The sequence below is a fragment of the Micromonospora sp. NPDC000668 genome (genome assembly GCF_042897975.1).
In the GTDB taxonomy this organism is placed as follows: Bacteria; Actinomycetota; Actinomycetes; order Mycobacteriales; family Micromonosporaceae; genus Micromonospora.
This window is the reverse complement of sequence record NZ_JBIAYP010000001.1, coordinates 1,503,839-1,516,447: the sequence shown is the minus strand read 5'-3', so window position 1 is coordinate 1,516,447 and position 12,609 is coordinate 1,503,839. Positions and strand designations below refer to the sequence as shown.

The following is a 12,609-nucleotide window of genomic DNA, read 5'->3' as shown; positions in this document are numbered from 1 at the left end:
CTAGCCAATCCTGACCGCGTCGGCGTGGCCCGGCTCACCGTCCCGGCTGGCGGGCGGCCCGGGTGGGCTCCGGACCGGCCGCCTAGACTCGCAAGGGTGCTGAATCGGATCGACCTGCGCAATGGTCTCGGTGACTCGCGCCGCCTGCTGCCCCGTGCCCAGCTCGACGTGTCGGTGGCCGTCGAGCGGATCCGGCCACTGGTGGAGGCGGTCCGGGAGCATGGGTACCCGGCGATCCGGGAGGCCAGTGAGCGGTTCGACGGCGTCTCGCCCGAGGTGCTGCGGGTGCCGGTCGAGGCGATCGCCGAGGCCGAGGGGGTGCTCGACCCGGAGGTGCGCGCCGCGCTGCTGGAGTCGATCAGCCGCACCCGCCGTGTGCACGCCGACCAGCGGCGCACCGAGCACACCACGCAGGTGGTGCCCGGCGGCACGGTCACCGAGCGGTGGCTGCCGGTCGACCGGGTGGGCCTGTACGTCCCCGGCGGGCTGGCCATGTACCCGTCGACTGTCGTGATGAACGTGGTGCCGGCCCAGGCGGCCGGGGTGCGCTCGCTGGTGGTGGTCAGCCCACCACAGAAGGACAACGGTGGCCTGCCCGACCCCCGGGTCCTCGCCGCGTGCGCGTTGCTCGGCGTCGACGAGGTCTACGCCGTGGGCGGTGCCCAGGCGGTGGCGATGCTGGCGTACGGCGCCGCGGTCGACCCGGCGGGTGAGGCGCGCTGCGAGCCGGTGGACCTGGTCACCGGCCCGGGCAACATCTGGGTGACCGCCGCCAAGCGGCTGCTGCGTGGTGTGGTCGGCATCGACGCCGAGGCCGGGCCGACCGAGATCGCCATCCTGGCCGACGACACGGCCGATCCGGCGCACGTCGCCGCCGACCTGATCAGTCAGGCCGAGCACGACCCGCTCGCCGCGAGCGTGCTGGTCACCCCGTCGGTGGCGCTGGTCGAGGCGGTCGAGCGGGAGTTGGCCGGGCAGGTGCCGGCGACCAAGCACACCGAGCGGGTGACCGCCGCGCTGACCGGTGAGCAGAGCGGCGTGGTTCTGGTCGACGACCTTGAGGCCGGGCTGCGGGTGGTCGACGCGTACGCGGCCGAGCACCTGGAGATCCAGACGGTCGACGCCCGGGGGTGGGCGCTGCGGGTACGCAACGCGGGGGCGATCTTCGTGGGCGCCTGGTCGCCGGTGTCGCTTGGCGACTACTGCGCCGGCTCCAACCACGTGCTGCCCACCGGTGGCTGCGCCCGGCACTCCTCGGGGCTGTCCGTGCAGTCGTTCCTGCGCGGTGTGCACCTGATCGAATACACCGAGGACGCGCTGCGTGAGGTGGCCCCGCACGTGGTCACCCTGGCCACTGTGGAGGACCTGCCCGCGCACGGCCAGGCGGTCCGGGCCCGCTTCCCGGGAGGGTCGGCGTGAGCTCGCTCGACGACCTGCCGATCCGCGACGACCTGCGCGGGCTGTCGCCGTACGGAGCGCCGCAGCTGGACGTGCCGGTGCGGCTGAACACGAACGAGAACTCCTACCCGGTGCCCGAGCCGGTGGTCGAGGCGATCGGCAAGGCACTCACGGCCGAGCTGCGCGAGCTGAACCGCTACCCGGACCGGGACGCCGTGGCGCTCCGCGCCGACCTGGCCGGTTACCTCGGGCACGGGCTCACCGTCGAGCAGGTGTGGGCGGCCAACGGCTCCAACGAGATCCAGCAGCAGCTGCTCCAGGCGTTCGGCGGTCCGGGTCGTAGTGCGCTCGGCTTCGTCCCGGCGTACTCGATGCATCCGCTGCTGGCGCTCGGCACCGGCACCCGGTGGGTGCCGGTGCGGCGCGGCGTCGACTTCGGGCTGACCGCCGACGAGGCGGTGGCCCAGGTCCGCGAGCACCGGCCCGACGTGGTCTTCCTCTGCTCGCCGAACAACCCGACCGGCACCGCGCTGGACCCGGCGGTGGTTGCCGCGGTGCTCGACGCCGCGTCCGGCATGGTGGTGGTCGACGAGGCGTACGCCGAGTTCGCTCGGCCCGGCACGGTCAGCGCCCTCGCCGTGCTGCCCGGGCATCCGCGGCTGGTGGTCACCCGGACGATGAGCAAGGCGTTCGGCTTCGCCGGCGGGCGGCTGGGCTACCTGGCCGCCGATGCGGCGGTGGTGCAGGCCGTGCAGCTGGTCCGGCTGCCGTACCACCTCTCCGCGCTGACCCAGGCCGCCGCCCGCGCGGCGCTGGCCCACCGCGACGCTCTGCTCGGTACGGTGAGCGCGATCATGGTGCAGCGGGACCGGATCGTGGCGACGCTGCGCGGGCGCGGCTTGCGGGTGGCCGACAGCGACGCCAACTTCGTGCTCTTCGAGGTGGGCGGTGACCAGGCCACCGCCTGGCGCGTTCTGCTGGAGCAGGGTGTGCTGGTCCGCGACGTCGGCCTGCCCGGCTGGCTGCGGGTCACTGCCGGCACCCCCGCCGAAACTGACGCCTTCCTTGCCGCGATGGAGAGACTGCCATCGGAGCGCGGGGAGTGAGCGTGCGAGACCCGCAGTCGCGACCGAGAGGTGAGCAATGAGCCGGACCGCCCGGGTGGAGCGGATCACCAAGGAAACCAAGGTGCTCGTCGAGATCGACCTCGACGGCACCGGAACGGCCGAGATCAGCACCGGCGTGGGTTTCTACGACCACATGCTGCACCAGATCGCCCGGCACGGCGGCTACGACCTGACCGTGCGCACCGTGGGTGACCTGGAGATCGACGCGCACCACACCATGGAGGACACGGCGCTCGCCCTGGGCGCCGCGTTCGACCAGGCGCTGGGCGACAAGGCCGGCATCCGGCGGTACGGCTCGGCGACCGTCCCGATGGACGAGGTGCTGGTCCGGGCCGCGGTGGACCTGTCCGGCCGGCCGTACGTGGTGCACGACGAGCCGGTGCTCGCGCCGTACATCGGCCCGGTGTACCCGACCAGCATGACCCGGCACATCTGGGAGTCCTTCGGCCAGGCGGCCCGGATCACCCTGCACGTCGACGTGCTGCGGGCGGCCCGGCCGGGCGGTCACCCGGACGCGCACCACGTGGTGGAGGCGCAGTTCAAGGCGGTCTCCCGCGCGCTGCGCGAGGCCACCGCGATCGACCCGCGAGCGGCGGGCGCGATCCCGAGCACGAAGGGGGCTCTCTAATGGGTGGCGCTTTGCCGACGTTGTTGCTGATCCTGGCCGGGGTGCTGGTGGGCGGTGCCTGGTCGCTGTACCGCCAGGGCGCGTCGAAGGCTGCCGTGGTGATCACCGCGTTGCTCGCCGTGCTCGCTACGATCGGCGGCGTGCTCTGGCTGCTCCCGGGGGACGCGTGAGCGCGAGGAGTGCGGCGCAGCGGAGCCCCGCAGTCGCGAACGAGAGGTGGCGCCGGGTGAGCGTGAGACGGTTGACGACATGAGCGACGTGGTGGTGCTCGACTACGGCTCGGGCAACCTGCGCTCGGCGGAGCGGGCGTTGGCCGCCGCCGGCGCGGCCGTGCGGGTGACCGACGACCTGGCGGCTGCTGCTGCCGCGGATGGTCTGGTGGTGCCGGGGGTGGGCGCCTTCGCCGCGTGCATGGCCGGGATCGAGGCGCTCGGCGCCGGCCCGGTGATCGCCGAGCGGGTGGCCGCCGGGCGGCCGGTGCTCGGCATCTGCGTGGGCATGCAGGTGCTCTTCGAGCACGGCGACGAGCACGGTGTGGTGACCAAGGGGCTTGGGCTGCTGCCCGGCGGGGTTACCCGGCTGGCCGCCACCCGGTTGCCGCACATGGGCTGGAACACGGTCCGGGCGCCGCGGGAGTCGGTGCTCTTCGCTGGTCTGCCGGTGCAGAGCCGGTTCTACTTCGTCCACTCGTACGCGGTGGGCGACCCGTCCGCGCTGGCCGCCGCTGGCGCCGTGGTGACCACGGCCCACCACGAGGCCGATTTCGTCGCCGGGGTGGAGCTCGGTTCGCTGTCGGCGGCTCAGTTCCATCCGGAGAAGTCCGCCGACACCGGTGCCGCGCTGCTGCGCAACTGGCTCGCCACGCTGCCCAGCGGTGGCTGAGCGCCAACGCCCGGCGCCCGCCCGATGGGGCTCGCGGTGAGCCGGGAACGGGCCCGTCGTCGGGCGGAGCGCGAGGCGGAGCAGGCCCGGGAGCGGGCGGTCCGGCAGCGCCGGGTGGCCCGCCGGCAGCGCCGCCGGGCGCTGGTCCGCCGGTTGACGCCGCAGGTGCGGCGGGGCCGATCCGGTCGGCTGGCTCGGCACACCCGGGGTGAGCGGGCCGCGATCGTGCTGCTCACCGCGGCGGCGGTGATCCTGCTCTGGACGTTCGTGGACGATCTGGCGTTGCGTATCGCGCTGATCGCGCTGCTGCTGCTCGTACTGCCGGCGATCGTCGTGATCGCCCTGGACCGTCGTACCTGATCGAGGAGAAGACGTTGAGCCTCACCCTGTTACCCGCCGTGGACGTCGCCGACGGCCGGGCCGTCCGGCTCGTGCAGGGCGCCGTCGGAAGCGAGAGCATCTACGGTGACCCGCTGGACGCCGCGCTGGCCTGGCAGAGCGACGGCGCCGAGTGGATCCACCTGGTCGACCTGGATGCGGCGTTCGGGCGGGGGACCAACGCGCACCTGCTCGCCGAGGTGGTGCGCCAGCTCGACGTGAAGGTGGAGCTGTCCGGTGGCATCCGCGACGACGAGTCGCTGCGCGCGGCGCTGGGCACCGGGGCGGCCCGGGTGAACATCGGCACCGCCGCCCTGGAGGACCCGGTCTGGTGCGACCGGGTGGTCGGGGAGTACGGCGACCGGGTCGCCATCGGGCTGGACGTGCGCGGCCGTACCCTCTCCGCACGCGGCTGGACCCGCGACGGCGGTGACCTGTACGAGGTGCTGGAGCGGCTGGACAAGGCGGGCGCCTGCCGGTATGTGGTCACCGACATCACCAAGGACGGCACCATGCGCGGGCCGAGCCTGGACCTGCTGCGCGAGGTGTGCGGTCGTACGGACCGGCCGGTGATCGCCTCCGGTGGTGTGTCCACGCTGGACGACCTGCGGGCGCTGTCCGCCCTGGAGCCGCTCGGGGTGGAGGGCGTGATCGCCGGTAAGGCGCTCTACGCGGGCGCCTTCACGGTGGCCGAGGCGCTGCGGACGCTGGCCGAGTCGTGACGGTCACCCGTCTCGGCTCGGGCGGGCCGTGGGAGCAGCGGTACGGCTACTCCCGGGTGGTCCGGGCCGGCAATCTGGCCTGGACGGCCGGCTGCACGGCCACGGTGGACGGCCGGGTGGTGCACGTCGGGGACCCGGCCGCGCAGACCGCACAGGCGCTGCGGATCGGGCTGGCCGCGCTCGCCGAGGTGGGCGCGGAGCCGGGCGACGTGGTCCGTACCCGGATGTACGTGACCGATCGGCTGCACGCGGACGAGGTTGGTCGGGCGCACAACGCGGTCTTCGGCGCGGTCCGGCCGGCGGCGACGCTGGTGGTGGTGGCCGGCCTGCTGGACCCGGAGCACCTGGTCGAGGTGGAGCTGGAGGCGTATCTCGCCGACCGCTGAGGCGGTGGTGGTGGTCCCGCGGTGATCGCCGTCCTGGCCGAACCTCGGCCCGATAGGTTGTGCACAACTTAATTGTGGGCTACGGTTTGCCGGTGACCGATGACCTGGTGCTGCGCCGGCAGGTGTGCTTCGCGCTCTACGCCGCGTCGCGCGCCCTGACCGACGTCTACCGGCCGATCCTCGACGGCTTCGGGCTGACCTACCCGCAGTACCTGGTGCTGCTGGTGCTCTGGGAGCGCCCCGACGACGCCCCCACGGTCTCCGAGCTCGGTGCCGAGTTGCAGCTGGACTCCGGCACGCTCTCCCCGCTGCTCAAGCGACTGGAGGGGGCGGGCCTGGTGGTGCGGCGGCGGTCGGCGCGCGACGAGCGGCGGGTCGAGGTGGGCCTCACCGAGCAGGGCCGCGCGCTGCGGCAGCAGCTCTGCGACGTCCCGCTGCGGATCGCCCAGGCCACCGGGCTGGGCATCGACGAGCTTGTCGCGTTGCGTGACACCCTCACCCGGGTCACCGACACCATCCATCGACAGAAGGAGCAGTGACCATCATGCAGGTGCTCTACACCGCTTCCGCCACGGCCAGCGGCGACGGCCGGGACGGCCGCGTCGAGACCTCCGACGGCACGTTCGCCCTCGACCTTGCCGTGCCGAAGGAGATGGGTGGCGCCGGTGGTGCCGCGAACCCCGAGCAGCTCTTCGCCGCCGGCTACGCGGCCTGCTTCCACTCCGCGCTGCGGCTGGTGGGCCGCAGGGCCAAGGCCGACGTGACCGGGTCGGTCGTCGCCGCCGAGGTCGGCATCGGCCCCAACGGCAACGGCGGCTTCGGGCTCACCGTGCAGCTCGTCGTCGACCTGCCCGCCGTTCCCCGGGAGCTCGCCGAGCAGGTGGTCGAGCAGGCCCACCAGGTCTGCCCGTACTCCAACGCCACCCGCGGCAACGTCGATGTCACGCTGACCGTCCGCGAGACCCTGGCGGCGTGACGTCGCCGACCCAGGCCCCGACCGCGGACGAGAGGACGACCACCCCCGTGACCAGCAACCGTGAGATCCACCTGGCCAGCCGCCCCCAGGGCTGGCCCACCGAGGAGACCTTCCGGCTCGTCGAGACCGACGTTCCGACGCCCGGCCCGGGCCAGATCGTGGTCCGCAACCAGTACATGTCGGTTGACCCGTACATGCGCGGCCGGATGAACGACGTCAAGTCGTACGTGCCGCCGTACGCGCTCGACGCGCCACTCGACGGCGGGGCGATCGGCGAGGTGGTGGCCAGCGAGGCCGCCGACGTCGCGGTCGGCGACACCGTGCTGCACGGGCTGGGCTGGCGGGAGTACGCGCTGCTCGACGCCAGCGCCGCCCGCAAGGTCGACCCGAGCCTGGCCCCGGTCGGTGCGTACCTCAGCGTGCTGGGCATGACCGGGATGACCGCGTACGCCGGGCTGCTCGAGGTGGCCGCGATGAAGCCGGGCGAGACGGTCTTCGTCTCCGCCGCGGCCGGCTCGGTGGGCAGCCTGGTCGGCCAGATCGCCAAGCTCAAGGGCGCCGGCCGAGTCGTCGGCAGCGCCGGCTCGGCGGCCAAGGTGCAGCGGCTGCGGGCGCTGGGCTTCGACGCCGCGTTCGACTACCACGACGGGCCGGTCCGCGACTCGTTGCGGGCGGCCGCCCCGGACGGCGTCGACGTCTACTTCGACAACGTCGGCGGCGATCACCTGGAGGCGGCGATCTCGGCGATGAACCTGCACGGCCGGGCGGCCATCTGCGGGATGATCGCGCAGTACAACGACACCGAGCCGCCGGCCGCGCCGCGCAACCTGGCGCTGGTCATCGGCAAGCGGCTCACCCTGCGCGGCTTCCTGGTCCGCGACCATGGCCACGTGCGGGAGGCGTTCGTCCGGGACGTCGCCGGCTGGCTGCGCGAGGGCCAGCTCTCCTACGACGAGACGATCGTGGACGGCATCGAGAACGCCCCGGCGGCGTTCCTCGGCCTGTTGCGCGGCGAGAACCTGGGCAAGATGCTCGTCCGGGTGTGACCCAGACCTCGTTCACGGCGGTCGGCCCGAACGGGTCGGCCGCCGTGCCGTGCGCGGAGGATAGGCTTCGCGGCATGACGGTGGCGGTGCGTGTGATCCCCTGTCTGGACGTGGACGCCGGGCGGGTGGTCAAGGGGGTCAACTTCCTCGACCTACGCGACGCCGGCGACCCGGTGGAGCTGGCCGCCGCCTACGACCGGGCCGGCGCGGACGAGCTGACCTTCCTCGACGTCACCGCGTCCTCCAGCGACCGGGGCACCATGCTCGACGTGGTGCGCCGCACCGCCGAGTCGGTGTTCATACCGCTGACCGTCGGCGGCGGGATCCGGCAGGTCGCTGACGTGGACACTCTGCTGCGCGCTGGCGCGGACAAGGTCGGCGTGAACACCGCAGCCATCGCCCGGCCGGAGCTGATCGCCGAGATCGCCGACCGGTTCGGCCGGCAGGTGCTGGTGCTCTCCCTCGATGTGCGCCGAGCCCCGGCCGGCAGCACGCCCAGCGGCTTCGAGGTCACCACGCACGGCGGCCGGCGCGGCACCGGGATCGACGCGGTGCACTGGGCGCAGCGAGGGGCCGAGCTGGGCGCGGGGGAGATCCTGCTCAACTCGATGGACGCCGACGGCACCAAGGCGGGCTTCGACCTGGAACTGATCGCCGCGGTACGGGCGGTGGTGGACGTGCCCGTGATCGCCAGCGGCGGCGCCGGCGAGGTGGCGCACTTCCCACCGGCGATCGCCGCCGGCGCGGACGCGGTGCTCGCCGCCAGCGTGTTCCACTTCGGCGAGCTGACCGTGGCCGAGGTCAAGGACGTGCTGCGCCGCGGCGGCCACCCGGTGCGCTGAGCCCGGTCAGTACCCGCCGGACTGACCCTCGGGCGAACGCCGGGGGGTGGGGATCGAGCGGACCATGTACTCCTGGACGGCCGCCGCGTGGTCGGCCTCGTCCAGGCTCCAGTCGGCGCTGGCCGGCGCGTGCCGGCGGCTCAGCACGCCCTGCACGGTGTCCACCATGGTCGCCACCCCGGCGCGCGGCCTGGTGCGCCAGAGCTGCTCGCCGTCGGCGGTGATCCGGAACCAGCCGTCCGTGACGCTGACCAGCCCGGCGCCGACCAGCCGCTGGACCGCGGCCTCCACCTCGTGGCGCTGCGGGATCGCGTGATTGAGGTGATCGGCGGTGGAGAGCACGTCGGTCAGGCGGACGCCCTCCGGCCGGCGGCTGGTGGCCGACCGACGGTGCCGCCCCGCCCCGCTCGCGATGACCAGCGACACGAAGATCCAGGCATCGGTCCAGCGCCAACCGTTCTCCCCCATGCAGAGATGATGACGGCGAGCGTCGCGGAAGGGAACACCCACCCACCATCCGGCCCGCCGCACCACCGTGGCGTGCCGGTCCGCGAACGGTCGGTGAGGGCTCAGACGGCCGGCGCGGCCGGCGCGGCGGTCGCCGGAGCGGGTGCGGCGGTGTCCGGTTCGGGCACCGCGAACAGCGGGATGAAGAGTTGGGCCAGCGGACCGATGGCCAGCGCGTACGCGACGGTCCCCAGGCCGACCGTGCCGCCGAGCAGCCAGCCCAGCGCCAGCACGGTGACCTCGATGACCGTGCGCACCAGCCGGATCGACCAGCCGGGCCGGCGGGCCACGAAGCCGGTCATCAACCCGTCGCGCGGGCCCGGGCCCAACCGGGCGCCGAGATACATGCCGGTGGCGGCCCCGTTGGCGACGATCCCGGTAACCAGCAGCGCGATCCGCACGCCGAGCGGGCCGCCGGACGGCAGCAGGGCCAGTGTGGCGTCCACCACCAGGCCGATCACCACCACGTTGCTGACCGTGCCGAGACCGGGCCGCTGCCGTAGCGGGATCCAGAGCAGCAACACCAGCGCGCCGACCGCGATGGTGACCGTGCCGAAGGAGAGCCCGGTCAGCTCGGACAACCCCTGGTGGAACACGTCCCACGGGTCCAGGCCCAGGCCGGAGCGGATCATCAGGGCCATGCTGACCCCGTAGAGGACCAGCCCGACGTAGAGCTGGGCCAACCGTCGCGCCGGCCGGTGCCGGAGATTGCCAATCAGTGCCATGCATGCCACCCTAGGTGCCAATCCTCCCGGAGGGAGAAGCCAATATCGGAGGAGTGGCCATGGCGGGTGAGCTGAGGGGCGTCCAATTGGCCCGCCTGCTCGGGCAGTGGCATGCCCTGCCGGGTCGGCGGCGCAGCCCTGACTACGCCGCCCTGGCCAGCACGGTGCGCGGGTTGCTGGCCGACGGCCGGCTACCGCTGGGTGTCCGCCTGCCGGCCGAACGGGAGCTGGCCGAGGCGCTGCGGATCAGCCGCACCACGGTCACCGCCGCGTACCGGCAGCTGCGCGAGACCGGGCACCTGGCCAGCCGTCGGGGCGCCGGGAGCTGGACCATGCTGCCCGGCAACCACCGGGTGGCCAGCACCGGCCTCTGGACCCCGCTGGACGACCGGGAGATGATCGACCTCGGCGTCGCGGCGCTGGCCGCCCCGCCGCAACTGCTGGCGGCGGCCCGGGCCGCCGCCGAGGACCTGCCTCGATACCTGGGCGGGGCCGGCTACCACCCGACCGGCATCATCGAGCTGCGCGAGGCCGTGGCCGACGGGTACACCGCCCGGGGCCTACCCACCTCGGCCGACCAGATCATGGTCACCAGCGGCACCCAGCACGCACTGGACCTGGTGTTGCGGCTCGCCCTGGCTCCCGGCGGCAGTGTGCTGGTCGAGTCCCCGACCTACCCCAACGCCCTCGCCGCGCTGGCCGGCCGGCGGGCCCGGATCACCACTCACGGCCTGGCCGCCGACGCCGGCGGCTGGGAGTCCGATCTGCTGCTGGGCAGCCTCCGGCAGACCCGGCCCAAGCTGGCCTACCTGATCCCGGAGTTCCAGAACCCGACCGGGCACCTGATGCCGGCGTCGCTGCGTGAGCGGGTGGTGGCCGCCGCCCACGCCGTCGGCACCGACCTGGTCATCGACGAGTCCTTCGTGGACCTGCCACTGGACGGCACCGAGCTACCCCCGCCGACGGCCACCTTCGACCGGCACTCCCGGGTGGTCACGATCGGCGGGATGAGCAAGCCGTACTGGGGTGGCCTGCGGATCGGCTGGGTACGCGCCTCCGCGCCGCAGGTGCAGCGGCTGGCCGCCGTCCGGGTCGGTGTGGACATGGCCAGCCCCGTGCTGGACCAACTGGTCGCGGTGCACCTGCTCGCCGACGCGGCGGCCATCGTCGCGGGCCGCCGCGTCCAGCTCGCCGCCCAGCGCGACGCGCTGCTCGGCGCGCTGGCGCACCGGCTGCCGGACTGGCGGGTCACCGTGCCGCGTGGCGGTGTGACGCTCTGGGCCGAGCTGGACGGCCCGGTCTCCAGCGCGCTGGCCCGGGCTGCCGAGGAGGTCGGCGTCCGGCTGGCGCCCGGTCCTCGGTTCGGCCTCGACGGCACCCTGGAGCGGTTCCTGCGGCTGCCGTTCACCCTGCCTGCCGCCGACCTGGTGGAGGCCGTGGGGCGGATCGCCGCGGTCCGCTACGACCTGGACCGCACCGGCCGGCAGCGCTGGCGGGAGCCAGCCGTCATCGCCTGAGTCCCGGCGCACACCCGCGTCCCGCTGAGCCGAGAAATCGGCAGGCCCGCCCGCAGGGCAGCCGGCCGCCTGCCGAGGTCATCCAATCGGGCCTGCCGGTCCGCCCCGTGCTGACAGACTGCCGGGATGGGCGGCGAAGGCGGGGTCCGGTGGTCGCGCGGGATCCGGCCCGGCGCCCCGGGTTCCCGCACGAACCGGCTGGAACTCTTCTACGACCTGGTCTTCGTTTTCGCCTTCCTCAACGTCACCACGCTGACCGCCGACAATCCGAACGCAGCCGGCTTGATCCGTTGCCTACTGGTGCTGGCCCTGCTCTGGTGGTGCTGGACCAGCTTCGCCGCCTTCGGCAACGTGGTGCGCACCGACCAGGGCATCGTCCCGTTGGTCGGCTTCGCCAGCATGGCCGCGGCGTTCGTCTTCGCGCTGAGCATGCCGCAGGCGTTCCGCGACGCGCCTGGCGGCCTGTATGGCCCGCTGGTCTTCGTGACCTGCTACTTCCTGGTCCGCGCGTTCCAGGTCGCGATCTTCGGCTGGGTGGTCCGGTACGACCCGCGGCTGCGCCGCCGCTCGTTGCTGCTCGCCGTGCCGGTGCTGATCTCCACCGCGCTGATCGTCAGCGCCCCGCTGCTGCCGCCGCGGCTGTTCGACGTGCCGATCGGGTCCGGCATCCGGCTGACGCTGTGGCTGGTCGCCATCGCCGTCGAGTACGGCTTCGGCCTGCTGCTCCGCCGCAGCGGATGGACGCTCGTCTCGGCTGGACACTGGGCCGAGCGGCACGCGCTGATCATTCTGGTCGCACTCGGTGAGTCGATCATCTCGCTCGGGCTCGGCCCCGGGTTCATCACCGGCCTACCGCTGACCTGGCCGGTGATCATCGCGGCGGTACTGGGCATCGCCGTGGTCGCCGCGCTCTGGTGGGCGTACTTCGACACCCTCGCCCTGGCGCTGGAGCAGCGACTGCACCGGACCCGTGATCAGGACCAGCGCCGCGCGCTGGCCCGCAGCGCGTACACCTACCTGCACCTGCCGATGGTGGCCGGGACGATTCTGTTCGCGCTGGGCCTCAAGGGGCTGCTCGCCGACGCGGCAGACCCGTCCACGCCGAGCTGGGGTGTGCCGCTGCCCGGCTTCGACCTGCTGACCCTGTACGGCGGGGTGGCCCTGTACCTGCTGGCGCTGGTGGCCCTCGGGTGGCGTGGGCTCGACACCCTGCGCTGGCCGTCGGCCGTGGCGGTGGGGCTGATCGTCGTGCTGATGCCGGTCGCGGCCCGACTGCCGGAGCTGCTCGCGCTGGGGCTGCTCGGTCTGGTCGTCCTGGCGGCCACCGTGGTGCAGACGGTGGTGGACGCGACGCTGCGCCGGCAGGTGCGCGAGGTGGCGCTGATCGAGCAACTGGCCGCCGAGGCCGACCAGACGCACTGGCGGGGGCGGCACCTGTGAACGCCAGCGGCCCCGCACCCGGGCGGGTGCGAGGC

The 12,609-nt window shown here is 73.5% G+C and carries 16 protein-coding genes; 14 read left to right on the top strand and 2 right to left on the bottom strand.

What is annotated here, in order from left to right; genetic code table 11:
* Positions 1-96 precede the first annotated feature (96 nt).
* The 12 genes from hisD to hisF all read left to right on the top strand — a co-directional run bounded on the left by hisD (position 97) and on the right by hisF (position 8,385).
* Complete coding sequence (gene hisD / locus ACFY29_RS07015; RefSeq protein WP_386984022.1) at positions 97-1,419, top strand: histidinol dehydrogenase; 1,323 nt, start codon at positions 97-99, stop codon at positions 1,417-1,419.
* The gene (locus ACFY29_RS07010) at positions 1,416-2,504 is read left to right on the top strand and encodes a histidinol-phosphate transaminase (RefSeq protein ID WP_328418863.1); all 1,089 of its coding nucleotides are present in this window, start codon (positions 1,416-1,418) and stop codon (positions 2,502-2,504) included. The genes hisD and ACFY29_RS07010 overlap by 4 nt, the downstream gene beginning before the upstream one ends.
* A gap of 37 nt (positions 2,505-2,541) precedes the next feature.
* Positions 2,542-3,153: an imidazoleglycerol-phosphate dehydratase HisB gene (gene hisB, locus ACFY29_RS07005; protein ID WP_328418862.1), complete on the top strand. Its 612-nt coding sequence runs from the start codon at positions 2,542-2,544 to the stop codon at positions 3,151-3,153.
* An 11-nt stretch (positions 3,154-3,164) separates the two neighbouring features.
* Positions 3,165-3,323, top strand: coding sequence for a hypothetical protein (locus ACFY29_RS07000; RefSeq protein WP_328426865.1), 159 nt, complete (start codon positions 3,165-3,167; stop codon positions 3,321-3,323).
* Between the two features lie 79 nt (positions 3,324-3,402).
* Positions 3,403-4,035 carry an imidazole glycerol phosphate synthase subunit HisH gene (hisH, locus tag ACFY29_RS06995; RefSeq protein WP_386984020.1) on the top strand — a complete coding sequence of 211 codons (633 nt, stop codon included), beginning with the start codon at positions 3,403-3,405 and terminating at the stop codon, positions 4,033-4,035.
* 36 nt (positions 4,036-4,071) lie between these two features.
* Positions 4,072-4,395 (top strand): hypothetical protein, encoded by a 324-nt coding sequence (locus ACFY29_RS06990; protein ID WP_328418860.1) that lies wholly within the window; start codon positions 4,072-4,074, stop codon positions 4,393-4,395.
* Between the two features lie 14 nt (positions 4,396-4,409).
* A complete protein-coding gene (gene priA / locus ACFY29_RS06985) occupies positions 4,410-5,135 on the top strand; it encodes a bifunctional 1-(5-phosphoribosyl)-5-((5-phosphoribosylamino)methylideneamino)imidazole-4-carboxamide isomerase/phosphoribosylanthranilate isomerase PriA (protein WP_328418859.1) in 726 nt (241 codons plus the stop codon).
* On the top strand, positions 5,132-5,521 hold the full coding sequence (locus ACFY29_RS06980) for a RidA family protein (RefSeq protein WP_355605071.1): 390 nt from the start codon (positions 5,132-5,134) through the stop codon (positions 5,519-5,521). Before priA ends, ACFY29_RS06980 begins: the two co-directional genes overlap by 4 nt.
* 92 nt (positions 5,522-5,613) lie before the next feature.
* Entirely contained in the window at positions 5,614-6,060 is a 447-nt protein-coding gene (locus ACFY29_RS06975) for a MarR family transcriptional regulator (RefSeq protein ID WP_328418857.1), read from the top strand.
* A gap of 5 nt (positions 6,061-6,065) precedes the next feature.
* Complete coding sequence (locus ACFY29_RS06970) at positions 6,066-6,497, top strand: organic hydroperoxide resistance protein (RefSeq protein ID WP_355605148.1); 432 nt, start codon at positions 6,066-6,068, stop codon at positions 6,495-6,497.
* Between the two features lie 47 nt (positions 6,498-6,544).
* Positions 6,545-7,543: an NADP-dependent oxidoreductase gene (locus tag ACFY29_RS06965; RefSeq protein WP_386984016.1), complete on the top strand. Its 999-nt coding sequence runs from the start codon at positions 6,545-6,547 to the stop codon at positions 7,541-7,543.
* A gap of 74 nt (positions 7,544-7,617) precedes the next feature.
* A complete protein-coding gene (hisF, locus tag ACFY29_RS06960) occupies positions 7,618-8,385 on the top strand; it encodes an imidazole glycerol phosphate synthase subunit HisF (protein WP_355605079.1) in 768 nt (255 codons plus the stop codon).
* A 6-nt stretch (positions 8,386-8,391) separates the two neighbouring features.
* On the opposite strand, the gene ACFY29_RS06955 is transcribed toward hisF, so the two are convergent.
* Together ACFY29_RS06955 and ACFY29_RS06950 are read right to left on the bottom strand one after the other, a co-directional pair.
* Positions 8,392-8,853 carry a hypothetical protein gene (locus ACFY29_RS06955; RefSeq protein WP_328418854.1) on the bottom strand — a complete coding sequence of 154 codons (462 nt, stop codon included), beginning with the start codon at positions 8,851-8,853 and terminating at the stop codon, positions 8,392-8,394.
* Between the two features lie 101 nt (positions 8,854-8,954).
* On the bottom strand, positions 8,955-9,617 hold the full coding sequence (locus ACFY29_RS06950; RefSeq protein ID WP_386984013.1) for a YitT family protein: 663 nt from the start codon (positions 9,615-9,617) through the stop codon (positions 8,955-8,957).
* A gap of 59 nt (positions 9,618-9,676) precedes the next feature.
* On the opposite strand from ACFY29_RS06950, the gene ACFY29_RS06945 reads away from it, so the two are divergent.
* Together ACFY29_RS06945 and ACFY29_RS06940 are read left to right on the top strand one after the other, a co-directional pair.
* Entirely contained in the window at positions 9,677-11,134 is a 1,458-nt protein-coding gene (locus ACFY29_RS06945; protein ID WP_355605085.1) for a PLP-dependent aminotransferase family protein, read from the top strand.
* Between the two features lie 126 nt (positions 11,135-11,260).
* Positions 11,261-12,574, top strand: a complete 1,314-nt coding sequence (locus ACFY29_RS06940) for a low temperature requirement protein A (protein ID WP_386984011.1) — start codon at positions 11,261-11,263, stop codon at positions 12,572-12,574.
* Positions 12,575-12,609 lie beyond the last annotated feature (35 nt).